This window comes from Akkermansia sp. NBRC 115031, assembly GCF_030268505.1.
GTDB lineage: Bacteria > Verrucomicrobiota > Verrucomicrobiia > Verrucomicrobiales > Akkermansiaceae > Akkermansia > Akkermansia massiliensis.
Window position 1 is genome coordinate 95,352 of the sequence record NZ_BSQU01000006.1, and the last position, 25,948, is coordinate 121,299.

A 25,948-nucleotide genomic window follows, 5' to 3' on the forward strand; every position below is an offset into this window, starting at 1 on the left:
GCAAACCAGGATAGCCCGCCCTTGACAGGAATTCTTCACCGTAAAGGATGAGATGGCTTTCATCGTGAACAAAAACAAAACGTCCGGGAATTCTCCGCAGAATTCCCGGACGGAGGAGGTTCACGCGCGCATGGCGTTCACCATGGCGGCCAGGTCGTCGTCATACACGAACTTGCACTGATCCCCACGCTGCTTGAACAGTTCAAACAGGCGCGGCATGTCCGTATCCGGAACGGAGAAGCCCAGCGCATCCAAGCGCATTTTCACGGCATGCCTCCCGGAATGCTTGGTCAGGGGCAGTTCCGTAGCTCCCCAGCCGATTTCCTCCGGATCCATGATTTCATAAGTGCTCCGGTTCTTCAGAACGCCGTCCTGATGAATGCCGGAACCGTGGGCAAAGGCGTTCGCCCCAACCACAGCCTTGGAGCGCGAGACGGGCAACCCGCTCATGGCGGCCACCATGCGACTGGTCCTCACCAGTTCCTTCGTCCGGATTCCGGTCCCCGCACCGGAAAAGAAATCCGGACGGGAATGCAGCGCCATGACGACTTCCTCCAGAGCGGTGTTTCCGGCCCGTTCACCAATGCCGTTGATAGTGCCCTCCACCTGCTGCGCTCCGGCGCGGATGGCTGCCAGGGAATTGGCTACGGCCATTCCCATGTCGTCATGGCAGTGGACGGACAGCCTGGCGCGGCTCACATTGGGAACATTGGATTTCAGGTAGGAAATCAGGCGGTAGTATTCCTCCGGCATCGTGTAACCCACCGTATCCGGAATGTTGACGACGGCGGCGCCCGCATTAATCACGGCTTCCACCATTTCCGCCAGAAATTCCGGCTCCGTTCGGGAGGCGTCCTCCGCGGAGAACTGCACTTCCCCGCATAATCCGGAAGCCATGGCGACGGCCTTGACAGCCATTTCCCTGATTTGCCCCCGGCTTTTTTCCAGCTTGTATTTCCGGTGGATGGGGGACGTGGCCACCACCAGATGGATGCGTTCCCGGTCTCCGGCAGCCTTCAACGCCTCATGGGCGACAACGATGTCCTTCTCCACGCAGCGTGCCAGCCCGCAGACGCGGCTTTTTTCCGTGCGTTCCGCCACGGTGCGGACAGCGTGGAAGTCGCCGTCCGAGATGACGGGGAAGCCCGCCTCAATTACGTCCACTCCCAGAGCTTCCAGCTGCATGGCGACCTGTATTTTCTGCTCCACGGTCATCGCCGCGCCGGGGCACTGTTCCCCGTCTCTCAGCGTCGTATCAAAAATGTGTATATGTTCTTTCATTACAGTAAAAAATGTTAAGGGTTCGTTCCTTCGGAAACTGCGCACGGAAAACGCTCCTGTTATGGAATCATTCCTTTGGCGCAAATCAAGACCAGCCGTTTACTTCCCTCGCGCCGGAACGGCTCACCGGCGCATATCAAGATATCTTCACGGACTACCGTCCGAGAAGCAGCAATAGACGACCTTGAAGGAACAGGGTGTTCATCTTGCTTATTTTTACCATAACTCCGCCCTGAATGGAGGAACAAGGCAGACGATGCATTTTTGACACGGTTTTGTCAAGAACGGCGGGATGCATGACTTTTTCCGCAGAAAAAACCGTGCACGCTCCCCCCTTTGAGGAGAAGCTACATTTCCCGGTGGGAGCGTATTTCCTGAATGGAGATGGACAGGGAGGCGCGGCCCCGGTACACGTTCCGGTCAATCGTAAAGGCGATGTCCCAGGGGGGATTGGGGAGTTCCCGCTCCGCCCCGTTGAAGAAGATGGCGTCACGCTCCACCATTCCCTGCCGCATGAAGAGTTTCAGGTGGTTGGTTCCCACGCGCTTGGGCGGCTCCGTGGGGAAGACGTCGGAACTCATGAAGAGGGGCTGGGGATTGGAGTTGCCGAAGGGTTCCAGCTTTTCATAGCTGTCCAGCAGGTCCAGCGTCAGCGCCTGGAAGGAGACTTCCATGTCTATGTTGAGCACGGGGCTGCGCTGTTCCTCCGTGGTGGTTTCCGAGACGTACCGGTTGAAGGCCCGGCGGAAGTCATCCATGCGGGCTTCCTCAATCACGAGGCCCGCCGCCATGTCATGGCCGCCGCCGGAAACCAGCGTATCCGCACAGTGGTGGATGGCCTGCACCAGGGATACGCCGGGAATGGAGCGGCCGGACCCCTTCCCCACGCCGCTTTCATCAAAGGCGATAACGAAGGTGGGCTTGTGGTACCGCCTCATGAGCTGGGAGGCCACGATGCCCACCACGCCGGGATGCCACGCGCGGGAACCCAGCACGATGACGTTGTCCCGCTCCGGATCAAAGGAGTTGTGAAGCATTTCCACCGCATCCGTACGGATGGCTTCCTCTTCCTCCTGCCGCTTGCGGTTGTGGGAGTCCAGCATCTGGGCAAGCTGCACGGCGCGCCTGTTGTCCATGGTCAGCAAAAGTTCCAGCGCATCCATGGGGGAGTCCATGCGCCCCGCGGCATTGATGCGGGGGCCTATCCTGAATCCCACGTGCGCGGCGTTCAGGAAGCCCGCGTGGTTGGCGGAGTCGGAAGGGCGGATGCCCGCTATTTCCGTCAGGGTTTTCAGGCCCGTATGGCGGCTGTGCGCCAGCCTTCCCAGGCCGTGGCGCACCAGTATCCTGTTTTCATCCACCAGGGGGACGATGTCCGCCACGGTAGCCACGGCCACCAGGTCCAGATAAAGTTTCAGGTCAAAGGTTTTCAGCTTCCGGTCCTTCAGCAGGGCGTGCGCCAGCTTGAAGACCACGCCCGCGCTGCACAGGTAGGTGTACGGGCTGTTTTCCTCAATTTTGGCATTGACCACCGCTACGGCGTCCGGCCGGCCCAGCGGCCCCGCTTCATGGTGGTCCAGAATGATGACGTCTATTCCCAGGCTGTTGAGCATCTCCACTTCCTTCACGGAGGAGGTGCCGCAGTCCACCGTAATGAGCAGGCTGGGCTTTTCCGCACATTCGCAGAGGCAGCGTTCTATGCCCGCTTCACTGAGCCCGTAGCCTTCCCGTGAGCGGACGGGGATGAAGTATTGCGGGTCCAGGTCATAGGACATCAGAATGGCCCGGAGAAGCGCCACGGAGGTGACTCCGTCCACATCGTAGTCCCCGTAAATGCACACGGTTTCCCCTTCGTCCACGGCCTGGAAGATGCGTTCCACGGCGGCCCTCATTTCCCCCATCAGGAAAGGGTCGCTCAGGTGGGAGAGCCTGGGGTCCAGAAAGAGCTCCGTTTCCGTCCCCCCGGTGAATCCGCGCTGCAGCAGAAGCTGCTTGACCAGCAGGGGCAGTTCCGCGGGAAACGCTTTCAAGACCGGATCATCCTCCTTCACGGAAGGGCGGAGAGTCCAATGAAAGCCCGGTGTCATGGCAGTATTTTAGCCCCGCATCCAACAGGGTCAAGGTTGTTTCCACAACAAGCTGCCAAAGCGGGAAGAAGAAGGTGCCTAACCTGTTTCCGGGAGAATGGCCGCCGGTCCCGCCGGAATGCGGGTTCCTCCTTCCCCCATGATGCATGGAAACGGCCTTCACGCTGCATTTCCATCTTTTCAAAGAGAAAAGCTCCGTCCGGGGAAAATCCGGACGGAGCCGCAGCATCAGGCATCAGCCCTGAAACAACTATTTCCGGGAGGAAAAGATCACCTCATTGATGATCGCGTCCGGCTGGGGGGCCTTGTAGGTCAGGCGCACGGCAGTGGTCCCGGCCGGAATGGCAAACTCGGAAGCTCCGGGTCCGGCGTTCCGCTTGCCCACCGGCGTCCAGGATCCCTCGCCGCGGCGCGCCTGGATGGCGAAGGCGGCGGACCCTACCACGACTACCTTGGCAGCCTTGGGGTTGTCCAGATTGGGGACGATCACGTCCAGCGGCTTGTCGGCGCGGCAAACCGTTTTCAGGTTCCTGTCGCTCAGGGAGACCAGGCTGGTGCCGGGGTCCGACGGGGGAACGTCAAATTTGAACATGTTCAGAACGATGTCCTGTTCCTTGCCGCTTTTGTTGACCAGTTTCATGCCCTTGATTCCCTTGGGGAGCTGGTTCGCCCTGGCAATGAAGTTTTTACCCTGCTTGTCCAGCTTCTGCACCACGGGCTTGGCGGAGCCTTCCACGTCCAGCTCCACTTCCGCCCAGGAGTTGACGTCATCCCGTTCCAGGTTGACTTCCAGCCAGGTGGCGTCCGTGGGGCCTTCCAATTGCAGGGAGATGAATTCGCCGGGCTTCATTTTGTGCGTTTCCATCACGCGGTTGATGCGCACGATTTTGTCGGATTTCTGCACGGAGACGCCTTCCAGCCCCGCCACGTTGGAGGCGGCCATGGCTGAAGGAGGCGTGTTGACGGCTATTTCACGCACGGCGGTCCAGACGGCGCGGCCGTTGTCCGTTTTCTTCGGTTCAATGACGCGGTAGCGCACGGCACGGAGTGAGACGGGCTTGGGCGCCTTCCATACCACCTGCATGCCGGAGGTTTCCGGTCCCAGCGGCTTCCAGGTTTTCAGGTCCCGGGAGCCTTCCAGCTGCCCCCTGGCTACATAGTCGCCGTCCTTGTCATTGCGGCCCATCAGCACTTCCACGCTCCGTACGGGAATCGGCATGCCGTAGTCCACGCCATACCAGTCTCCCGGCTGGCCGTAGGCGCCGGAATGCCAGTAGGAGCCGCGGTCTCCGTCACAAAAGAGTTCCGCCTTGTCCATATTGCCCCCCTTGACCAGGGGCTTGGGGGAAAGGGCCGGAGTGCCCGCAATAGCGGGGAAAACTTTTTTGGAAACGGTGTCCGCCAGTTCATTGACGGCGGGGGTCATCACCCGGGAACCGGTTTTCACCACGGAGCGGTACAACTGGCCTTCCTGGTTGTGGCGGCGGGAAATGCCATCCATGGCCGCCAGGGCCTGCGTGGCCTGCACCAGCTGGGTCACGGCGTCCCTGGTGTTGTTTTCCTCCAGCGCCGCCACGGCATGCTGGCCGGCGTGGCCCAGTTGTTCAAAGGCATCCACCCACGCGCCGATTTCCTTCATCAAGCGGGGGTTGTCCGCCTTGGCCCGGATGACGGGCGCGGCGGCGGCCATGCGGGCGAATTCCTTCTTGAGCAGGGCCGTATCCGCTTTGGCCACCTTGCCTTCCCGGGCGGCTTCCAGCACGCGCTTGACCACGGGTTCTATTTCCACGGATTCCTCACGGCGGTAGCCGTGGCCGTTGGGCCCCTGGTCGGAGTTGTGGTTCACAAAGACCTGCATGGCTTCCGCCGCCTGCGGGAACAGGCGCTTGACGCCTTCCTTCCAGGATTCCTCCGATTTGAAGCCGTTGATGTTCCAGGTGTAGTCCGCAAGGCCGAAGAGGGAGACCTTGGAGGCCTCCGGCTTGTCCATGGGGTTGGAGACGAAGCCGCCCATGGATTCCTTCGCGCCCGGTTCCGTGGCAAGGCCGTACACGCGGCCCATGCACAGGTTGGAGCGGCAGTAGTCCGTTACGGGGAAGTTCCACCAGACGTAGGAGGGACGCTTGATTCTCTTGTTCACCCATTGCTGGCCTTCCAGCGTGATGTCATGGCAGACGGAATCCCCCGTCCACATGACGTGGATGGAGGGGTCCAGACGGTCGCCCAGAATGTCCAGGTAGGTTCCCGGCTTGGAGTCCGCCCAGCCGCGGTTGTACTCCGTAGGGCACATGACCAAGGGGGTGACGTCCTTTTTCACCTTGACGAATTCGTTGTTGATCTTGTTGAGCAGGAGCGCCTGCATGTCCCCCCTCTTTCCTTCGCCGAAGATGTCGTCAAAGAACACGGCAAAGGACCGGACGCCCAGCTTGTACATCATCTCAAATTTTTTGATGACGTTGTTCATGTCCTCTTCCGTCCACTTGATGTCCTTGCCGGGGTGGATGGCCCAGACAAAGTCCACGTGGTTTTCCTTCGCCACCTTCACCAGTTCCTTGATCTGAGCGGCCTGGTCCGCGGGATAGGGGTCCCGCCAGTGGGGGGAGGAGTGGTAGGGATCGTCCTTCGGCCCGTAGATGTATGTGTTCATCTTGTTCTGGCCGTAAAAGCGCAGTTGGCTCAAACGGGCCTCATGGCTCCATGGAGTGCCGTAGAAGCCTTCCACCGTTCCGCGGAATTCGATGTCCGGCCAGTCCGTGATTTCCCCTACGGGCAAGGTCACGCCTTCGCCGCCGGCCTTCGTGCCGAGCTGCCGTAGCGTCTGCATGGCGTAAAAAGCGCCCCGCTCGTCATGGGCGCCTATGGCCACTTTGCCCTGCGGGGAGACGACCAGCTTGTAGGCCCCGGATTTTTCCGGAACGCCGTTCAGCAGCTTGCTGGCCGCCGTCTTGGCGGAGCGAATCACCACGGAAGGCTTTCCGGAGAAAGCAACCGTCTGGGAGGAGAGCTTGGACTGCTGGGGAACCGGGTACACGGCAGGTGACGCCGCAAGGGCGGAGCCGCCCAGCAGGGCAGCCACGCTCAAACCACATTGAAGAAGTTGAAAACCATTCATGATGATGCGCGATAATGGAATCAGAAAACACTTTCCACCTCAAGAAAAAACCGTCCGCACCCATTCCTCAATACGTCAACCCGGGAAAGGCGCGGAAGGGGGCTTCCAGGCGGCGCGCCTTCCGGTCTCTTCCCCGCGAACGTTTCCTGTGCCGCCTTGGCCCATTCCACCCCCCGCATGAAATCCACCGCCGGGACGGCCTTCAGCCGACGGTTCCGTGCGGCTCTTTCAGGACAGGCGGCCATGTACCTTTTTGCGTCTTGCAGTCCCATTCTTCCGGTGTAGAATACATTTTCCCTACCCCTTCCCTCCCCATGGAATTTTTCATTCTTCTGCTGGTCCTCGGCCTGCTTTCCGGAATGGTCTTCACCTTTGTGAAGGCCTGCCAGGTCGTTTCTCTGGAACAAAAAGTCCGCACTCTGGAAACGGAAGTCTCCGGATTAAAGGAACGTCTGAATTCCCGTTCCTCCCCCCAAAGGCCCCCCGCGGAAACCAGAAAGAGCCTTCCGCCCCCTGTGGAAAGTCCGGTGCAGCCCATCCGTACGCTTCCTGCCGCCGCCCCGGTACGGGAACCCGCCTGCGCCCTTCCCTCCCGGCACAGCCTGCAGCCGGTCCGGAACGCCAGGCCCGCACCGTCGCGCCCCGCGTCCTTTTCCTGGGAATACTTCATCGGCGCCAAGCTGCTCTCCTGGATAGGAGGGTTTGTGCTGTTTCTGGGAACCGGGTTCTTCGTCAAGTACAGCATTGACAATGATCTGATCTCTCCGGAATGGAGGGTAACCCTCACGTATCTGGCTGCCGCCGGCCTGTTGGGCGCCGGCCTGTCGCGGCTGAGGAAGAAGTACCCCATCCTTTCCGGCACGCTGACCTCCACGGGCATCCTGGTCCTGTACCTGGCTACCTGCGCCGGACGCATGTTTTACGAGCTTCCCTTCTTCACGACGGCCATCGCGACCGTTCTGCTGGCGGCCACCACGGCGGCGGCCTTCATCCTGGCGGTGCGCATGCGGTTCCGCATAATTGCCTTCCTGGGCATCATCGGCGGTTTTCTGACCCCGGTCATCCTGTCCACCGGCCAGGACCATACGGCCTCCCTGTTCCTGTACATGACCATCCTGAACGCCGGGTTGCTAGCCGTCGTGGCCGCAACCAGGTGGACAGGAGCCGGAGGAGCCGGACTGGCTGCCTATACCATCCTGCTGATGGGCTGGTTTGACGAATACGGCGGCCCCTCCCATATTCTCGCCGTCGTCATCCTGTCCATCTGCACCCTGCTCCTGTACGGGGGCTACGGCCTTTATGCCGGCACACGGCAGGCTGAACCGGACCGGAAGGGAGGTCCCTTCCTGCTGGCCTTCTGCGCCATTGCGGTCACCTGCCTGACGGCATTCCGCCTTCAGGCGGAGTGCAGCTTCCGGTTCCTTTCCCCTTCCTCCCACCTGCTTCTCCTGCTGGCGGGCATGCTCCCCATGATCGCCCTGCTCCCGCTGGCCCGCGCCAAAAGCACGTATTGGTCCTGCTTTCTTCCCATGGGGCTTTTCACCGTTTTCTATTTTTACCAGTCTTCCGCGGAAGAAGCCTCGCAATCTGCCCTCTGGATATCCTCCCAGCTCCAGGGCCTTTTCTGCCTGTTTATGATTCCGGCGTCTTATGCGGTGCTGTCCGCACGCACGCCTTCCGGAGGGGCCTACCTGGCGGAGCTTCAGCCCGGCGTCAGGATTTCCTGCTTCGCCACGGCGGCTCTCGCGTGGCTGCTGGTCATGCACCCGCTTTCACCTTCCCCCTTTTACGTTTTCCTGACGGCGGCCACGTTCTGCGGAATGGCGGCATGGCACCGGAGAGGGCAGGCCCTGATGGCCGCGGCGGCCGGGTACACGATTGCGGCGTCCTATCAGGACATCCACCCTGCCGGTTCCGCGGTGATTTTCCTGGCGATCTTCCTGCTGCCCCTGCTGCTGGTCCGGCGGTTCCGCAGCGGCTTGCTGGCCTGGAGCGCCTCCGCCCTGGCATTCCCCCTCTTCTACCTTTCCTGGTGGCTCTTCGGAACGGCCCACCATCCCGAGGCCACCCATTTATGGGATTCCACCGTCGCGCTTGCCTGTGCGGCACCTCCGCTGCTGGCGGCCCTGGCCCTGCGGCGGCTGCCGGAGGAAACGCTTTTGAAGCGTTCCGCCATCCTCTGCTTTTATTATGGAGCAGCCATCGGCATGCTGACGCTGGCCATCGGCCTCCAGTGGACGGGCGCCCCCCTGACCGTAGCCTGGTCCCTGGAAGGGCTGGCCCTTCTGCTGCTGTGCGGCAAATTTCCCCTGCCCAGGCTGGCTTGGACGGGATTTTTCCTGCTGGCCTTCCTGTTCGTCCGCAACGGCCTGTCGCAAGCCTTCGTGCAACTTGACCCTGCCGGAATGCCGGCCCTGCGCACGATGTTCGCCACCATGGTTTTCTGCTGCATGGCCGGAGCCTGGTGGGTCCAGAAGAAAGTGACGCCACGCCTGCGGGGGGGCCGCAGCTCCGGCCTCCGCGTTCTTGTCGCGGCCCTGAATATTTTCGGGGCCATCCTGCTTTTCATCTGGATGAATACGGAAATATCCTGCGGCTTCGCCGCGCCGGGAGACCGCCCGCTGATGATCCAGTTAGGGAGCAGCGTGGCGCAGGACCTGACCATTTCCATCGCCTGGAGCCTTTTCGCCCTGGGGCTGATCGCCACGGGATTTGACATCAGGTCTTCCAGGGTGCGCATGGCGGGGCTTGCCCTGCTGGGCATCACCCTGCTGAAAGCCGTCTGTTATGATATTTCCAGCCTCGGGCAGCTCTACCGCGTGGGAGCCCTGGTGGGGCTGGCCGCCATCGTGCTCATCTCCTCCTTCCTGTACCAGAAGTTCACCATGAAGCTGAGGAACAAAAAGAAGAGCCAGGGAGAGGCTCCGAAAAGTTAGCGTCATCTCACTTTGGAAGACAAATTTGACCATTGCATCACTTGAAGGGCGGTTCATAATGCGGAACATGCTCCGGCGCATTCTGATTCCTTTTCTGTGTCTTCTGGGCCTGTTCTGCACTCTTCAGGCCCAGGACGTCCCCAGCCTGAAAATCGCGGCCTTGCACCCAATTCTGGGGGATATGGCCCGCGCCATCGGCGGCAGCCACGTGCAGGTGGCGGACCTGCTGCGCCCCAACGGCAACCTGCACAGCTTTGAACCCGCTCCGCAGGATATCGCCGCCGCCGGGCAGGCGCGCCTGGTTCTGGCCTCCGGCAAGAATCTGGAGCCGTACCTTCCCAAGTTGAAGGACGCCCTGGGCGGCAGGGCGCAAATTCTGGACCTGGGGGCCTCCATTCCGGACGTTCCCGTGGCGGCGGACACCGCAGACCATGACCATGGGCACGACGGGGACTGCTGCGCCCACGGCCCCAACGATCCCCACTGGTGGCACACCCCGGCCAATATGAAACGCGCCGCCCGCGCCCTGGCCGCCGCGCTCACGCGGATGGACCCGGCCCATGAGCAGGATTACAAGGCCGGACTGGCCCGGTGGAACAGAAAAATGGACCAGCTTTCCTCCTGGGCCAGGAAGGAGCTTGCGGACATTCCGGAAGCGGACCGCATCCTGGTGACGGGGCACGCGGCCATGAACCATTTCTGCAAGGAATTCGGCTTCCGCAGCATCAGCATCCAGGGGGTGAGCCGTGAAGACGAAGGCAATTCCGCCCAGCTGGCCTCCACGCTGAAGAAGCTGCGCGCAGCCGGGGTAAAGGCCCTGTTCCCGGAATATTCCTCCAACCCCAAGAGCCTCACGGAGATCGCCAAATCCCTGAACATCCCCGTTGCCAAGCCGATCAATACCGACGGGCTGGCTCCGGACGGCCATACGTTCGAGTCCATGTTCAAGCAAAACGTCGGCATCATCAAGGAAGCCCTTTCCCCGTCCCCCAGGCCATGACCAGCACGCCCCTGCGCCAGTTTTTCCCTACTCTGGGAGTCGTCATCCTGCTGGGGTTCTTCCTTTATAACATGACGGCAGGCACCCCCGGAGCACAGGAAGCGGACCTCTCCTCCCCCGCGGCGCAGGCCGCGGACGTTCCCACGGTCATCACGGTCAGGTGCGCCCACCGTCCGGAATTTCTTTCCATCTCCCATGGAGGCCGTGTCCTCTGGCAATCCGGGACGCCCGGCCTGCATGAAGAAGTGGAATGCGGCCTTCCGCTGGAAGACGGCTCCGTGACGCTCACCGTTTCCGCCCGCTGGCCGGAAGGCACGCCGGACACCCCCGTTACGCTGGAACTGGAACCGGAGGGCAGGCCGTCCTCCTCCGCCACCCGCTGGTCCTTCGGCCCTTCCCTGAACGACAGCTACTCCTTCTCATGGAAATAAACAGTCCAGCCCCCCACTGCGCCCAGGACCACATCTGCTGGGGCGCGCATGCCAGCCACCCGGACCGCCACCGGCTGGAAGTGCGGAACCTCAGCGTGTATTACGGGAGCCTTCTTGCCCTGGACGGCATCAGCTTTTCCATCACCTGCGGCCACACGCTGGCCCTGATGGGCCCCAACGGCGCGGGAAAATCCACGCTGATCAAGGCCCTGGCCGGACTGCTCCGTCCTGATTCCGGGGAAATCCTGTGGAACGGCAGCCCTCTTCACGATACGCCGGGAGAAATCGCCTACCTGCCCCAGCGTTCCGACGTGGACTGGTCCTTTCCCATCACCGTTCGCGCGCTGGTGGAAATGGGCCGCTATCCGTCCCTGGGACTGTGGAAAAAATTCGGGCGCCATGACCGGGACATCGTAGAAAAATCCCTTCACGCGCTGGGCATGGAATCCCTGGCGGACCGCCAGATTTCAGAACTTTCCGGAGGGCAGCAGCAGCGGGCATTCCTGGCGCGCGCCCTGGCGCAGGAAGCCCACGTCCTGCTGCTGGACGAACCCTTCACAGGGCTGGACGCCCCGGCCTGCCAGTCCCTGGGGCGGCTGCTGGATTCCCTGGCGGCGGAAGGACGGCTGGTCATCGCCTCCCATCACGACCTGAACACGGCGGCGGACATTTTTGACGCCATCCTGCTGATGAACCGCGAGCTGGTCGCCTTCGGCCCCCCGGGGGAAGTGCTTGCTCCCTCACGCATCCGGGAGACGTATGGAATGGAACCTCAACCGGAAACCCAAGTTTCATGATGGACGACTTTCTTCAATTCCTCCGCGAACCCATCGCGCAGCGCTCCCTGCTGGCATGCGTCATGATCGGCTTCGCCAACGGCTTCGTCAGCGGGCTGGTCATCCTGAAAAAATCGGCCCTCCAGATCGGCACGCTCTCCTGCGCCCTGCTGCCGGGCATAGCGGTGGCGGTGCTCCTCTTCGGCCTCACCCGCTGGAGCCTCCTGACGGGGGCCGTGGTGGCCGCCCTGCTGGTGGGCCTGGGTTCCCTCTTCGTCTCCCGCACGTCCCGGCTGAACCAGGATACCGCCCTGTCCATCCTGCACACCACGGCCTTCGCTGCGGGTTTCATCGTACTGGTGCGGCTGGGCCTGCAGCAGAAAATTGACGACTGGCTGTTCGGCTCCATCATGAGCCTGTCCGACTCCGACCTGTGGATCGCCTTCGCCATCAGTTCCGTCAGCGTCCTGATCCTGCTGCTCTTCCGCCGCCCCATCCTGATCTACCTCTTTGACCCGGACATCGCCACCACGCTGGGCATTCCCTCCCGCCTCATCAGCTACGGCATCTTCACCCTCATCATCCTGGTGCTCGTCTCTTCCCTCCAGGCCGTGGGGGCGTTCCTGACGCTGGGGCTTCTCGTCGGTCCCGCCGCCACGGTGTACATGCTCACCAACAAGCCTTCCCACCTCTTCTGGGGGGGCGGAATCATCGGTGGACTGGGCTCTTTGCTGGCCTTTTACCTGTCCTTCCCGCTGGGCTGGCACCTGGGCGCAACCATCATTCTGGTGCTGGGAACCTTCTTCTGCGCAGCCTACTTGTATTCATCACGGTGCGGGCTTCTAAAACAGCGCAGAAAGAATTCTTCCTCCGTACAATAACAAGGCCCGTTTTCATGACAATCCATGACACGCAGACTACTAGTCCGCCGTGGGGGTCGCCATTATAATGCGGGTTGTGAAAAAATGTGAGATATGCTCTGCACCGGCAACGGTGTTCCTGACACAGATCATCAACGGGAAATCCACCAAATTCTGCCTCTGCGCCAAATGCGCCCAGGAGCGGGGCCTGCTGGACCCGGACGCCTTTGATCTGGCGGAGAAACTGTTCCCGAACCTTCAGGGCCAGTTCGGCAAGGAAGGCGCGGCGGACCCCGCCGCCCCCATTCCGGCCCTGCAGTCCCTACCGCTCACAAGCTGCCCGATCTGCTCCTTCACCCTTCAGGATTACAAAAATGTAGGACGCCTGGGCTGCAGTGAATGCTACAACGTCTTTGAAGAAGAGATACTCCCTCTTCTCACCCAGATTCAGCCTGATTCCCACCATCACGGAAAAACGCCCGAACGGGCGGAAAAGCGCGAAACGGAAACCCATACCATCAGTGATCTGGAACAACAACTTTCCCTGGCAGTGGCAAGAGAGGATTATGAACGCGCGGCCAAGCTCCGCGATCAAATCAAGCAATTGCGCACGCCGACCAATTAACGTACATGCTCTTTGACGACTTACTAAACAACCCCGCCAAATGGATGGTGGAATCACGGGATGAACACGACATCGTTCTCACCTCCCGCATCCGCCTGGCACGCAATCTGACCGCCACCCCTTTTCCCGGCTGGGCCACGCGCCAGCAGAGGGAGGAAACGCTGAAGCTCACCTCCGGTGAAGCGCGCCAAATCCCCGTCATGAAGGGAGGCTATTACGCGGAACTCTCCGGACTCACCCAGCAGCAAAAACAGCTGCTGGTGGAACGCCACCTCATTTCCCGGGAACTGGCCGCGCGCTCGGAAGGCTGCGCCGTTCTCATCTCACGCAGCCAGAACGCCAGCATCCTCTTCAATGAGGAGGACCACCTGCGCCTTCAGTACATCCTGCCCGGCATCCAGCTTAAAAAAGCATGGGGAGCCATCTCCAAAATAGACTCCGAACTGGAAGCCAGGCTCCCGTACGCCTACAACACGCGGCTGGGCTACCTCACCGCCTGCCCCACCAACCTGGGCACGGGCATGAGGGCCTCCGTGATGATGCACCTGCCGGGCCTCGTCATCTCCGAACAGATGCAACAGGTCGTCCAGGCGGCCGTGCAGCTCAACATCACTGTCCGCGGCCTGTACGGAGAAGGGACGGAAGCCACCGGCAATCTCTTCCAGATTTCCAACCAGACCACGCTGGGAGACAGCGAGGACCAGATCGTGGAACGCATGACCCGCTTCACCTCCGACCTGGCCCACCAGGAATGGAACGCCCGCAGGCGGCTGCTCCAGGCTTCCTCGCTCCAGGTAAAAGACCGCGTTTCCCGCGCCTACGGCCTCCTGACCAACGCCACCCTGCTATCCACGCAGGAGGCGCTGGCGTTGCTCTCCTTCCTCCGGATGGGAGCATCCCTGGACATCTTTTCCCACCAGGCATTAAAAAACGTCAATAAAACCATACTGAACATTCAGCCGGCCCACCTGGCCCGCCTGTCCACTACGGACCAGACAACTCCCGAAGACAGGGACCAGATCCGTGCGGACATTATCCGGAAGGAACTTTCCGGAAACTGATGCAACAACAAAACTTCTTTACAATACATGAACAACTTTACGCCTAGGGCGCAACAAGTGCTGGCGCATGCGCGCCGGGAAGCGGACCGCTTCAATCATCATTATATAGGGACCGAACACCTGCTCCTCGGGCTGCTCAAGCTGGGCAAGGGCGTAGCCGTCACCATCCTGGAAAACCTGGGGGTGGAGCTTACCGCCGTGCGCAGGCAGGTGGAGGAACAAATAGGCCGGGGCACGGAGCCCCAGGCGGAGGGCAACATCCCGTACACCCCCAGAGTCCGCAAGGTCCTGGCGATGGCCAACCGGGAAGCCCAGGAACTCAACCACACGTATGTGGGCACGGAGCACCTGCTCCTGGGCCTCATCCGGGACGGCGACGGCGTGGCCGGCCAGATTCTGCGCCACTTCGGCGTGGATCTGGAACAGGCGCGGCGCGAGCTGCTGGACGTACTGACGCCCAAATACCAGATGGATGCGGATGAAGACAACATCATCCCGGACGACGATGACGACGAGGAGGAAAACGAATCCCCCGCCATCCCGACGGACGAACCTTCCTCCCCCCCCTACTCCCGGCAGCAGAAATCCAAGACTCCCGCTCTCCAGGCCTTCGGCCGGGACATGACCCAGCTGGCCCGGGACGGCAAGCTGGACCCCGTGATTGGCCGTGCCTCCGAAATTGAGCGCGTCATCCAGATCCTGTGCCGCAGGAACAAGAACAACCCCGTCCTGCTCGGTGAAGCCGGAGTGGGCAAGACCGCCATCGTGGAAGGGCTGGCCCAGGAAATAGCCCAGGGCCACGTTCCGGAACTCCTGCGCAGCAAGAGAGTCATCTCCCTGGACCTGGCTCTGATGGTGGCGGGCACCAAGTACCGCGGCCAGTTTGAAGAACGGCTCAAGGCCGTGATGGATGAAATACGCCGGGAAGGCAACGTCATCCTCTTCATTGACGAGCTGCACACCATCGTGGGCGCGGGCTCCGCGGAAGGCTCCATGGACGCCTCCAACATCATCAAGCCCGCCCTCTCCCGCGGGGAGCTCCAGGCCATAGGCGCCACCACGCTCAATGAATACAGAAAACACATTGAGAAGGACGCCGCCCTGGAACGCCGCTTCCAGCAGGTGCAGGTGGGGGAACCCTCCGTGGAGGATACCATCCAGATCCTGGCCGGCATCCAGCCCAAGTATGAGGAACACCACAAGGTTCATTATACGAAAGAGGCCGTGGAAGCCGCAGCCAAGCTCTCCCACCGCTATCTGACGGGCCGCTTCCTGCCGGACAAGGCCATCGACATCCTGGATGAAGCGGGAGCGCGCAAGCGCGTCTCCCAGATGACCCGCCCGGACCACATCAGCGAGATGGAAGTCCGCATTGAGGAAATCAAGGAACGCAAGGACAAGGCCGTGGACGGCCAGCTCTTTGAGGAAGCCGCCCGCCTCCGCGACGAGGAAAAACAGGCCAAGGCGGAACTCCAGAACATGCTGGACACCTGGCGCAACTCCTACGAGACCAACTACGTCCCCGTAACGGATGAAGACGTGATGAGCGTGCTCGCCAAATGGACCGGCATTCCGCTGGCCCGGATGGAGGAAAAGGAAACCACCAAGCTCCTGCGCATGGAGGAAGAACTGAAAAGCAAGGTCATCGGCCAGGATGAGGCGGCCTCCGCCATCGCCCGCGCCCTGCGGCGCAGCCGCGCGGACATCAAAGACCCGCGCCGCCCAATCGGCTCCTTCCTCTTCCTGGGGCCCACCGGGGTGGGCAAAACCTACCTGGCCCGCAACCTGGCGGAAATCATGTTCGGCACCGCGGACGCCCTTATTCAGGTGGACATGAGCGAGTACATGGAAAAACACACCACGTCCCGCCTCATCGGCTCGCCTCCCGGCTACGTAGGCCATGACGAAGGCGGCCAGCTCACGGAAGCCGTCCGGCGCAGGCCCTATTCCGTTATCCTCTTTGACGAAGTGGAAAAGGCCCACCCGGACGTCATGAACCTGCTTCTCCAGATTCTGGAGGAAGGCAGCGTGACGGACTCCCTGGGACGCAAGATCAACTTCCGCAACACCATCATCATCCTGACCTCCAACGTGGGGGCCGCCTCCGCCAAGCGGCAGAGCGCCATGGGCTTCGGCGCCATGTCTGCCGACAATGCGGACTACGCCGCCATGAAGGAAAAGATTCTGGAAGCGGCGCGCAAGCAATTCCGCCCGGAATTCCTGAACCGCTTTGATGACATCTCCGTTTTCCGCATGCTGGAACGGGACGACCTGGAACGCATCGTACAGCTGGAAGCGGACAAGCTCATCTCCCGCCTCAAGACCAAGAACATCACGCTGGCCCTGAGCCCGGAAGCCCTGAGCCTGATCATCAAAAACGGCTACGATCCGCAGTACGGCGCGCGCCCGATGCGCCGCGCCATCGAACGGCTGCTGGAAGACCCCCTGGCGGAATCCCTGCTGAGGGGAGACGTGAAACCAGGCGACAAGATTGAAGCCGTGGAAACGGACGGAACGGAAACGCTCACCTTCCTGCACGTCAAGGACAAGGCGGCTCCGAAAACCAAAACTCCCCGTAAAAGGACTCCCCGCAAGCCGAAGGCGGAATAACCTTACGGACAACAATTAAACAGGAACCCTCCGCATGACTCCATGCGGAGGGTTTTCTTCTTTGAAGGGAATGCCGTCCCGCCGGAACGGGAGGAATCTTCATCCCGCTCCCTTCTATGGGCTTGCCGTCAGGAAAGGGAGAGGAACGATTCCTGCCCGGGCGGCATTGTCCAGAATTGCCGGGAAAAAACAGTCTTATCCGGCAACGGTGGAACAGCACTTTCCAAGGCTGGGATAAAAGCCTTTTTACTTATTGAATAAATCTTGATTTTGATTTTTAAACGTCACGGATTTATAATTCGCTATTTATCTACTCCTAGGAAGGGTGTTCTATCATTTCCAATCACGTATCTCATTGATAGCATGAAGAAGACATTATTCATTCTGGCAACCATGGCGGCAGCAGCGGTTGCGGCTGAAGCCTCCACCGTTCTGATTTCGTTCGGGATCAATTCGGGCAATGGCACCTCCATTGTGGACGGCACGTATCTAGGGGAATCCGGACAACAAGTGAACAAAATCTCCACGGGCAGCTCCTCTTCCTACACTTCCGGAACACTGGTGACCAGCGGAGGCGACGCTACCGGCATCACCCTGACGACCGGCGGCGTCTGCTGCGGGAGCGGAGGCGTTCTGACGGATGGTTCCGCCAAAGACTCCGCTCTGGGCCAGGGCAACAAGTTTTACGATGTTTTCGGCCAGGATATGACCACCGGCAACCCGATGGGCGGCGTCATCAATGGAAACAGTGCCAACGGCAACTTCACGATGTCCCTGAACAACCTGTCCGCCGGCACCTACACGCTGACCATGCTGGTGGGACGCGGAAACAACTACGGTGCGGGCAACACTTCTTCCTTCAGCCTTGACGGCACCGGAATCTCCAACATTTCCGCCAGCCTGGACGACTACTCCACCGGGTCCGGCGCTACGCTGAACGGCGCCACCGTCACGGGCAACACGCATACCGGAGACTGGATGGTAGTGACCTATACATTCGACGTGGCTGCCGACGGAACCCAGCTCAATATCCAGTCCCAGGGCGGAAGCGGCAGCATCAATGCCCTGGCGCTGGCCTCCGTTCCGGAACCGGCCACGGCCAGCCTCGGACTGCTGGGCCTGGGCGCTCTGCTGATGCGCCGCAAACGGGCATAAACCCTGCCTCATTTTCATCAAGCTCCGGCCGTTCTTCTACAGGGCGTCCGGAGCTTGATTTATTTACAGGACAGGCATGGATGGATTTCATGGCCTGTGCTTTTGACATCAAACAATGCTCCGCAAACCGGAACCGGCATGGCCGTACGCATTCCGGGCTCCGCGCACCGGCAAAACGGGCCGAGGGCTACATCTCAAACCGGTGCAGGTTCTCCAAATGGGAATACCCCATTTTCCTGAGGGTTTCCATCGCCTTGTCCGCCCTCTTGCCCGTCCGGCAATATAACAGAATTACGGCATTCTTGTCCGGAAGCAGTTGAGGAGCCAGCTGCTCCACCTCATCCACCGGAATATTCAAGGCTCCCTCCTTGTGGCCCGCGCGGTATTCCTCCGGGGTACGGACATCCACCAGCACGACATCGTGCGCGGCGTCATCCTCCGGAGACACCACCATGGCGGAGGAAGCCGGAGCACGTTCCGTGTTCCTCCCCTTCAGCCAGACGAAGAGGGCCGTCAGCCCGGTCACCATCACCACGTACAGAACCACGTTTTTCACGCATCCACTTCACTAAACCATGGCGGAGGAATCAAGAGAAAACAATGCCTTTCTTCCGGATGCCGCCAGTATTTGCTGCCCACTCCACACCGGCGGGGCCGTCCTCCGGAAAAACGATGCTCCGGCGACAGGAGAAAACACAGTCCACGCGCGGAGAAGCCTTTCCCTTCTCCACTTCCTGAAAGGCTTGAACGCCCGGCCTACTCCTCGTCATCAATCACCACAGCCTGGGAGGCATAGCCGAAAGCGGGGCTTCCCCACTCCACCACGTCCCCGGGCTTCAAATAACCCGGAGGATTCATTCCCATGCCCACGCCTCCCGGAGTGCCGGTGGAAACCACGTCTCCCGGCCACAGGGTCATGAAACGGGAAATATAGGCAATCAGGCGAGGAACGGGCCAGATCAGGCCGTCCGTATTGCCCTGCTGGCGAACTTCCCCGTTCACCTTCAATTCAAGCGGAATACCGGAGCCGTCCCCCAGTTCCTCCGCGGAAATAAAAGTGGGGCCCATCGGGGCAAAGCTGTCGTAGCTCTTCCCCTTGGTCCACTGGCCGCCATGTTCCAGCTGGTTGGCCCTTTCCGAATAATCGCACATCAGGGTATAGCCGCTGATGGCCAGCGCAGCTTCCTCCGGAGAAGCGTTCTTCAGCACATTCTTGATCACTACGGCCAGTTCAATCTCATAATCCAGCTTGTCACACCCGGGCGGGTATAAAACGACGTCGCTGCAGGAGGTAATGGCGGAAGGGGACTTCAGGAAAATGGCCGGCTCCTGCACGGGATCGCCGTCAAACTCCTTCGCGTGGTCCGCATAGCTCTTTCCCAGGCACACCAGCTTGGAGGGGGAACAGGGCAGCGCGGTATCAATCATCCAGTCAGGATCTACAGCCTTGGCGGCTGGATTATCCAGAAACGCAGCGATGCGCTTCATCTCCTCTCCGCTGGAATCCGTTTCCCCGCAAATGCAGGCATCCACCTCCGCAAACACGGAATCCGCCACCAGGTACTCCCCGCGGCTTTCGCTCCACAGGGCCATGATGCGTTCCGCCTGGTCATTCAGGTAAAATCTGATTTGCATCTAACTTTTATAACAAAAGAAATCGTATCGACAAATATTAGACTTGTCATACTTAGAAAATACCATTTTTACACAAATTAAATCATTTAACTAATTAGATTTTAAATGTTTATAGATATTTATTGAAAATGGATTTTTTTTATATAACATAAATCTACACATATTTTTTTAATTTAAATCCTATGAAAACTTCCAAAACAAGATTACCAAAGCAAACTGCTAATAATAGAAATCCCACTAATCAGTCTAAAGTCATACCAATCGAAAATGGGATCAAAGAAAAGGGAACGGACACCGGAAACGAAAAACGGAAGGCTATGTGGTGGGAAAAATGGCCCGTATTTATTGCTATAATTTCCATTCTTATAGCAACATCAAATATAATTTATGCTCATAAAAGCATTGAAATTGCAAATCAAGCACTTCAAAAATCAGATGAGTCAAACGAGATAGCCAAGAATTCTATTAAGGCAGCAGAAAAATCGGCCGCTGCTGCTGAAAAAGCTAACCGTTTGTCCGCAATAGCGAACGATATGACCAAGAATTCTATTAAGGCGGCAGAAAAATCGGCTGCTGCTGCTGAAGAAGCTGTTAAAGAAACTAGAGAGATACAAAAAATTGCAATAGATGCAAACAATATAACTGATACGTTTAACAGAATACAGTATAATATACAAAGAGCTAATTTATTAAAAGGAGGAAAAGAATTATTTGAATCTGAAAAGGCAGTTTGCTGCCGTAAAATTATAGAAATCTTTGAAGGATATTTTTATGTGATGGCTGATATTTCTCAAGAAAAAATTGATCAATTTTTAAATTGGAATTTAAAATCCATACCAATAGAGAAAGAAAATCATACAAAATTTATTGGAATTTCAGATAAAGACGAAGAATACATTCTAAAATCATTTTTAGCTCAAGTCAATAATCAATGTAATCCTAAAAGAAATGGAATTGTAAATACAAATGAAGCTATAGAATATTATTTAAAGAACATCCAAAACTACTATAATATGGTGGCTCTATATGGTATGAATAGTGAAATAAATCAATACAGCCTTCTTCCTAATATTTCAGACAAGGAATATTTTGTGAATATTTATTTAGATAAAGATATAATGATAATGTTATATGATATATTACCAAGGGAATTAACTAAGGATTGGGATAATAAATTTAATATTTTATTGAAAGATAGAAAAAAACATAGAATATCTCTTCTAAAAGAACGAGATAATGCTAAGAAATTATATTACAAAAACATACAGTCAGCAAAACCTGGTTGGTTTACCGAAGTACCAGCATATAACTTCTGGAAATCAATGATCGCTTTTTCCGAGAAAAACGATAACAGAATACTTAAAAAATAATACATATATTAAAACTATTCAATTATTTTTATTTATTCATAGGTAATTATACAATAAAAATAATTATCACCTATTTTTTAAGTAATTTTTCCCATAATTAAAATTCTATAAATAAATTCAATATTCCAGAATATTGGTTAATCCAATAATCTGATTTTTCAGAAATAAAATATCCAAGACTTGCCTTTTTGACCATAGAAGGTTATAGTGCATTGCATTATTAATAACTGCCATGTCCGACCAAATCTACTTTTTTGACACTACCCTGCGCGATGGAGAACAATGCCCCGGAGCATCCATGAACCTACGCGAAAAGCTGGAAGTGGCGCGTCAAATGGAACGGCTGGGCATGGACGTGATCGAAGCCGGCTTCCCCTGCATTTCCGACGGCGACTTTGAAGCCGTGCATACCATCGCCAGTGAAATCAAAAAATGCCGCATCGCCGGACTGGCCCGCTGCGTGAAGGCGGACATTGAATCAGCCGCCAGGGCCCTGGAACCCGCCGGGGACCGCGCCCGCATCCACATCTTTCTGGCCACCAGCAAGCTGCACATGCAGTTCAAGCTGAAAAAGGCGGAAACGGAAATCCTGCGCATGGCCGCGGAAGGCGTCTCCTACGCCAGGCAATTCGTGCAGGACGTGGAATTCTCCCCGGAAGACGCCTCCCGCACGGACCTGGACTTTCTGACCAAGGTGGTGGAAACCGTCATTGACGCCGGAGCCACCACCGTCAACATTCCGGACACCGTGGGCTACACCACGCCGGACGAATTCTACCGCATCATCCGCCACCTCAAGGAAAACGTGCCGAACATCGGCAAAGCCGTCATCTCCGTCCACTGCCACAACGACCTGGGCCTGGCCGTAGCCAACTCCCTGGCCGCCGTCCGCGCCGGAGCCCGGCAGGTGGAAGGCACCATCAACGGCATTGGCGAACGCGCCGGGAACGTGGCCCTGGAAGAAGTCATCATGGCCCTGCGCACCCGCGCCGGGCAATTTGGGGACGTCACGGACAACATCAACACGCGGGAAATCGTCCGCACCTCCCGCATTGTGGCCCGCATGAGCGGCATGCAGGTGCAGCGTTCCAAGGCCATTGTGGGGGAAAACGCCTTCGCCCACTCCTCCGGCATCCACCAGCACGGCATTCTCAACTGCCGGGAAACCTATGAAGTCATGGATCCGCAGGCGGTCGGGTGGGGAGCCACGGAACTCCCGCTCACCAAGCACTCTGGCCGCGCCGCCGTCAAGGCCAGGCTGGAACAACTGGGACATGTGCTCACGGAAGAGGAAGTAAACGCCGTCTTTGAGCGCTTCAAGAAAGTGGGAGACTCCAAGAAATTCGTTTATGACGATGACCTGTCCGCTATTGTGGACGACTCCCTGCACGCCTCCTCCGGCCTGTGGGAGCTGGACTTCCTGCAATTCGTGGCAGGCAGCCACGCCCGGCCCACGGCTACGGTAGGACTGCTCAAGGAAGGCAAAAAATTTGAAGACAGCTCTACGGGCAACGGAGCGGTGGACGCCGTCATCAAGGCCATTGAACGCATCACCAAGCGCAAAGGCACGCTGAAAGGCTACAGCGTCAACGCCGCCTCCGAAGGGAAGGACGCCCTGGGGGAAGTCACGGTGCACGTGGACTTCGGCCAGCCCAAGCCCATCGTGGGCAAGGGAGCCTCCACGGACGTCATTGAAGCCTCCGCCCGGGCCTACCTGAACGCGGTCAACCGTTCCATCCGCATGGAAAACATGCCCCAGCCCAACAATCTGGACGCAGGAGCCATCTGACCCGGTGCGCCCCGGTACGCATGCGCGAACGGGGCGCACCTCCGCACGGCGTCCGCAGGGCAGCTCCTACGGCTTGCTTTTCTCCTGCTTCCGTGCCATAAATTCCAAGCCTTTTACACCGTACAACCCCATGAAAGCAACACTACTCCTTCTCTGCCTGGCGTGCAGCGCGCTGGCAGCTCCTCCAACCAAAAAACAGCTGGAGCCGGCCAAACCGCTGCCTCCGCTGGAAAAAGCCACCATTGCCATTGACGGCCACCCGGAAAGCGTGGCTGCGGACGCGGAGGGCAACATCTACTTCACCTGCATCGGCGCCAAACTGGCGCCCACGGAAAAGGACAAGGACGGCTACCTGGGCGTTATCCCGCACGGCTCCACGGAACCTAAAAAGATCACGGACGTGGACACCCTGGACGCTCCCAAGGGGCTCCTGTACCAGGACGGCTTCCTGTACTGCACGGATGTGGACATGGTCTACAAGATAGACGCCAAAACCGGCACCATTGAGGGGTATGTGGACCTGTCCCCCTCCCGCATGAAATTCCTCAACGACCTGGCGTTCATCAACGGCAGGCTCATGGTCTCCTCCACAGATACCGACCAGATTTTCTACGTGGACACGAACACCAGTTCCTACGGGGAGCTGATCACCAAGCAGCCCATCTACAAACCGAACGGCCTGGCCTGGGACCCGGAAAGAAAAGTCATCTACCTCTGCGAATACGCCACGGATGAAAAAGGCAAGCCCAGCGGCCGCCTGCTCTCCATCAACCCCGTCTCCCGGGAAGTCACGGAACTCTCCAAGGAACGGGGGCAATACGACGGCCTGGTGTACCGTGACAACGCCCTTTACTACAGCGACTGGTCCAAGGACAAAAAACCGGAAGCCATCCGCAGGCTGGACCTGAAAACGGGGCGTTCCGCGCCGGCAGCCACCGGTCCCATTGAAGGCGCGGCGGACTTTATCCTGTATGACTCCATGATCGTGGTTCCGGGCATGGCGGAAAAGAAAATCCACATCATGCCCATCGGCGGGAAAAAATAAACCGGGCGGTTCCGCTCTTCAACTCCCCTCTCCGGGCCGCCGGCGGGCATTTCCCGCGCTGGCGGCCTTTTTCAATTTACGGCTTGAAGTACACGTGGGGATGCGCTTAGTTAATGGGGATATGAGCAAGATTTCAGACCAAATCATGGAAGGGATGAAAACCGCCATGAGAGCAAAAGACTCCGTCACCCTCAACACGCTGCGCGCCCTCAAGACGGCTCTGACGAACACGGCCATCGCCAAGGGAGGCCTGGGAACCCAGTTGGAGGAAGCGGAAGAACTGGCCGTGGTCCGCAAGCAAATCAAGCAGCGCGAAGACTCTACGGAACAATTCCGCTCCGCCGGACGCCCGGAACTGGCCGACAAGGAAGAAGCGGAAATCGCCGTCCTCAAGCAATTCATGCCTGCTGAACTCACCGCAGAGGAAACGGAGGCCATGCTGGAAGCCGCCCTGAAGGAAACGGGAGCCTCCACCAAAAAAGACATGGGACAGGTCATGAAACTCATGCAGGAACGCACCGCCGGCAGGGTCAACGGCAAGGAACTGGCCCGCATGGTGTCAGCCAGACTATCATGAAATGCTGTGCCGCCATCATTGTAGCGGCCGGGTCCTCCCGGCGCGCCGGATTTGACAAGCTGCTGGCCCCCCTGCACGGCGTCAAGGTGCTGGAACGCAGCATCCGGGCCTTTGCCAACTGCCGGGAAATCACGGAAATCGTGGTCGTCTGCCCGGAAGAGCGCTTCCGCGCCATTGATGCTGCGGACCTGGAGACGGAAATACCCGTCACCCGCGTGGACGGAGGAGTGGAACGGCATGAATCCGTTCAGAACGGCCTGGCAGCCCTTCTCTACACGCCGGAACTTGTGGCCGTGCACGACGGAGCGCGCCCCCTTATCACGGTAGAGCAAATCTCCCGCTGCATCCAGACTGCCAGGGAATGCGGAGCGGCCGCTTCCGCGCATCCCGTGACGGACACCTTGAAGCGCGCGGACGAAGAACGCTTCACCCTGCCGGAGCAGGTGGACCGGGACGGCCTGTGGTGCATGGAAACCCCGCAGGTCTTCCAATACCCGCTCCTGCTGGATGCGTATGTGGAAGTCACGGAACGGAACATGCAGGTGACGGATGAAGTAACCGCCCTGCAGCTCATCGGCCATCCCACGCGGCTGGTGCACAACCATGAGCCAAATCCCAAAATCACCTGGCCGGAAGATGTCTCCCGGGCTGAAACGCTGTTGGAACTCAAACACCTCCGCAAAGACTCATGACCGGCCTTCTGTGTACAGAACCCCGCGCCGTCCTCATTCTGGGAACGGGCTACCTGGGAAAAGCGCTGGCGGAGAGCCTGCGGAAAGCCGGTCACACGGCCCTTACGGCGGACATTGACGCACAGAAAGCCATTTATGAAGCGGACGTCACGGAGGGAGCCTCCATGCACAGCCTGGCCGCCCGCATCCGCTCCCCCCACATCATCGTCATGTGCGCCAGCACGCGGGGAGGCTCAGAGGAAGCCTACCGCAGCCTCTACATCCGCGGAACGCAGAACACGCTGGAAGCCTTCCCCGGAACGCCGGTCATCTTCTGCTCCAGCACCTCCGTCTATGGCATCACGGACGGACGCTGGATCACGGAGGAACATAACGTCTACCCCGCCTCCGGAAAAAGCGGCCTCCTCATTCAGGCGGAACAGGCGGTTCTGGCCGCGGGAGGCACCGTCGTCCGGCTGGGAGCTCTCTACGGGCCGGACCGCTGCGTGCTCGTCTCCCAATACTGCAAGAAGGGCGCGGCCCTCCCCGGAAACATGGACAGGTGGATCAACTACATCCACCGGGATGACGCCGTGGCCGCCCTGCACCTGCTCTGCACGCTCCGGGAACCGCCCACCGGCATCTACAACCTGACGGACCGCACCCCCATGCAGCTGGGAGAAATCTACTCTTACCTCTCCGGACTGCTGGGCATGCCCGCGCCACAACCCGAACCGCTCCAGGCGGAAGCGCGCCGCGGCTTTTCCAGCCAGAGAATCTCCTGCTCCCGCCTTCTGGCCCTGGGCTGGGAGCCGCTCTACCCAAGCTTTGCGGACGGCGTGCACAACGTGCTGGAAGCGCTGGAAGCGGGGGGAGAATAAACTCCCGCCGCCGCTTCTTCTCTTCATGCCCAAGAAAACGCTCCGG

At 58.8% G+C, this 25,948-nt stretch carries 20 protein-coding genes; 15 read left to right on the top strand and 5 right to left on the bottom strand.

Annotated elements, in window-relative coordinates:
• Nucleotides 1-120 precede the first annotated feature (120 nt).
• From QSJ36_RS09165 to QSJ36_RS09175, 3 genes are all read right to left on the bottom strand, one after another.
• Nucleotides 121-1,281 (bottom strand): 2-isopropylmalate synthase, encoded by a 1,161-nt coding sequence (locus QSJ36_RS09165; protein ID WP_102731430.1) that lies wholly within the window; start codon nucleotides 1,279-1,281, stop codon nucleotides 121-123.
• A gap of 347 nt (nucleotides 1,282-1,628) precedes the next feature.
• Nucleotides 1,629-3,311, bottom strand: coding sequence for a single-stranded-DNA-specific exonuclease RecJ (gene recJ / locus QSJ36_RS09170; protein ID WP_285468391.1), 1,683 nt, complete (start codon nucleotides 3,309-3,311; stop codon nucleotides 1,629-1,631).
• A 307-nt stretch (nucleotides 3,312-3,618) separates the two neighbouring features.
• Nucleotides 3,619-6,480 carry a beta-N-acetylglucosaminidase domain-containing protein gene (locus QSJ36_RS09175; protein WP_285468392.1) on the bottom strand — a complete coding sequence of 954 codons (2,862 nt, stop codon included), beginning with the start codon at nucleotides 6,478-6,480 and terminating at the stop codon, nucleotides 3,619-3,621.
• Nucleotides 6,481-6,794: 314 nt separating this feature from the next.
• Here QSJ36_RS09175 and QSJ36_RS09180 point away from each other — a divergent pair, with 314 nt between their 5' ends.
• From QSJ36_RS09180 to QSJ36_RS09220, 9 genes are all read left to right on the top strand, one after another.
• Nucleotides 6,795-9,416 carry a DUF2339 domain-containing protein gene (locus tag QSJ36_RS09180; RefSeq protein ID WP_285468393.1) on the top strand — a complete coding sequence of 874 codons (2,622 nt, stop codon included), beginning with the start codon at nucleotides 6,795-6,797 and terminating at the stop codon, nucleotides 9,414-9,416.
• A gap of 67 nt (nucleotides 9,417-9,483) precedes the next feature.
• Nucleotides 9,484-10,416, top strand: coding sequence for a metal ABC transporter substrate-binding protein (locus QSJ36_RS09185; RefSeq protein WP_285468394.1), 933 nt, complete (start codon nucleotides 9,484-9,486; stop codon nucleotides 10,414-10,416).
• Nucleotides 10,413-10,847, top strand: a complete 435-nt coding sequence (locus QSJ36_RS09190) for a hypothetical protein (RefSeq protein ID WP_102721372.1) — start codon at nucleotides 10,413-10,415, stop codon at nucleotides 10,845-10,847. Before QSJ36_RS09185 ends, QSJ36_RS09190 begins: the two co-directional genes overlap by 4 nt.
• Complete coding sequence (locus tag QSJ36_RS09195) at nucleotides 10,838-11,644, top strand: metal ABC transporter ATP-binding protein (protein ID WP_253231518.1); 807 nt, start codon at nucleotides 10,838-10,840, stop codon at nucleotides 11,642-11,644. The genes QSJ36_RS09190 and QSJ36_RS09195 overlap by 10 nt, the downstream gene beginning before the upstream one ends.
• Entirely contained in the window at nucleotides 11,641-12,504 is an 864-nt protein-coding gene (locus QSJ36_RS09200; protein ID WP_022397028.1) for a metal ABC transporter permease, read from the top strand. The genes QSJ36_RS09195 and QSJ36_RS09200 overlap by 4 nt, the downstream gene beginning before the upstream one ends.
• A 112-nt stretch (nucleotides 12,505-12,616) precedes the next feature.
• Nucleotides 12,617-13,108: a UvrB/UvrC motif-containing protein gene (locus QSJ36_RS09205; protein WP_102721371.1), complete on the top strand. Its 492-nt coding sequence runs from the start codon at nucleotides 12,617-12,619 to the stop codon at nucleotides 13,106-13,108.
• Nucleotides 13,109-13,113: 5 nt separating this feature from the next.
• Nucleotides 13,114-14,169: a protein arginine kinase gene (locus QSJ36_RS09210; RefSeq protein WP_102721370.1), complete on the top strand. Its 1,056-nt coding sequence runs from the start codon at nucleotides 13,114-13,116 to the stop codon at nucleotides 14,167-14,169.
• Nucleotides 14,170-14,196: 27 nt separating this feature from the next.
• Nucleotides 14,197-16,779 (top strand): ATP-dependent Clp protease ATP-binding subunit, encoded by a 2,583-nt coding sequence (locus QSJ36_RS09215; protein WP_022397025.1) that lies wholly within the window; start codon nucleotides 14,197-14,199, stop codon nucleotides 16,777-16,779.
• A gap of 363 nt (nucleotides 16,780-17,142) precedes the next feature.
• Nucleotides 17,143-17,934: a PEP-CTERM sorting domain-containing protein gene (locus tag QSJ36_RS09220; RefSeq protein WP_250715126.1), complete on the top strand. Its 792-nt coding sequence runs from the start codon at nucleotides 17,143-17,145 to the stop codon at nucleotides 17,932-17,934.
• A 187-nt stretch (nucleotides 17,935-18,121) separates the two neighbouring features.
• On the opposite strand, the gene QSJ36_RS09225 is transcribed toward QSJ36_RS09220, so the two are convergent.
• Together QSJ36_RS09225 and QSJ36_RS09230 are read right to left on the bottom strand one after the other, a co-directional pair.
• Nucleotides 18,122-18,490 carry a rhodanese-like domain-containing protein gene (locus tag QSJ36_RS09225; protein WP_215442733.1) on the bottom strand — a complete coding sequence of 123 codons (369 nt, stop codon included), beginning with the start codon at nucleotides 18,488-18,490 and terminating at the stop codon, nucleotides 18,122-18,124.
• Nucleotides 18,491-18,690: 200 nt separating this feature from the next.
• Nucleotides 18,691-19,569 (bottom strand): fumarylacetoacetate hydrolase family protein, encoded by an 879-nt coding sequence (locus tag QSJ36_RS09230; protein WP_285468400.1) that lies wholly within the window; start codon nucleotides 19,567-19,569, stop codon nucleotides 18,691-18,693.
• A 182-nt stretch (nucleotides 19,570-19,751) separates the two neighbouring features.
• Here QSJ36_RS09230 and QSJ36_RS09235 point away from each other — a divergent pair, with 182 nt between their 5' ends.
• From QSJ36_RS09235 to QSJ36_RS09260, 6 genes are all read left to right on the top strand, one after another.
• A complete protein-coding gene (locus QSJ36_RS09235; RefSeq protein WP_285468401.1) occupies nucleotides 19,752-20,939 on the top strand; it encodes a hypothetical protein in 1,188 nt (395 codons plus the stop codon).
• 232 nt (nucleotides 20,940-21,171) lie between these two features.
• A complete protein-coding gene (locus QSJ36_RS09240; RefSeq protein WP_022397021.1) occupies nucleotides 21,172-22,728 on the top strand; it encodes a 2-isopropylmalate synthase in 1,557 nt (518 codons plus the stop codon).
• A 130-nt stretch (nucleotides 22,729-22,858) separates the two neighbouring features.
• Entirely contained in the window at nucleotides 22,859-23,773 is a 915-nt protein-coding gene (locus QSJ36_RS09245) for a hypothetical protein (protein ID WP_285468402.1), read from the top strand.
• 121 nt (nucleotides 23,774-23,894) lie between these two features.
• Nucleotides 23,895-24,350, top strand: a complete 456-nt coding sequence (locus QSJ36_RS09250) for a GatB/YqeY domain-containing protein (RefSeq protein WP_285468403.1) — start codon at nucleotides 23,895-23,897, stop codon at nucleotides 24,348-24,350.
• The gene (gene ispD, locus QSJ36_RS09255) at nucleotides 24,347-25,042 is read left to right on the top strand and encodes a 2-C-methyl-D-erythritol 4-phosphate cytidylyltransferase (RefSeq protein ID WP_102729595.1); all 696 of its coding nucleotides are present in this window, start codon (nucleotides 24,347-24,349) and stop codon (nucleotides 25,040-25,042) included. The genes QSJ36_RS09250 and ispD overlap by 4 nt, the downstream gene beginning before the upstream one ends.
• Nucleotides 25,039-25,902: an NAD-dependent epimerase/dehydratase family protein gene (locus QSJ36_RS09260; protein WP_285468404.1), complete on the top strand. Its 864-nt coding sequence runs from the start codon at nucleotides 25,039-25,041 to the stop codon at nucleotides 25,900-25,902. The genes ispD and QSJ36_RS09260 overlap by 4 nt, the downstream gene beginning before the upstream one ends.
• Nucleotides 25,903-25,948: the final 46 nt, after the last annotated feature.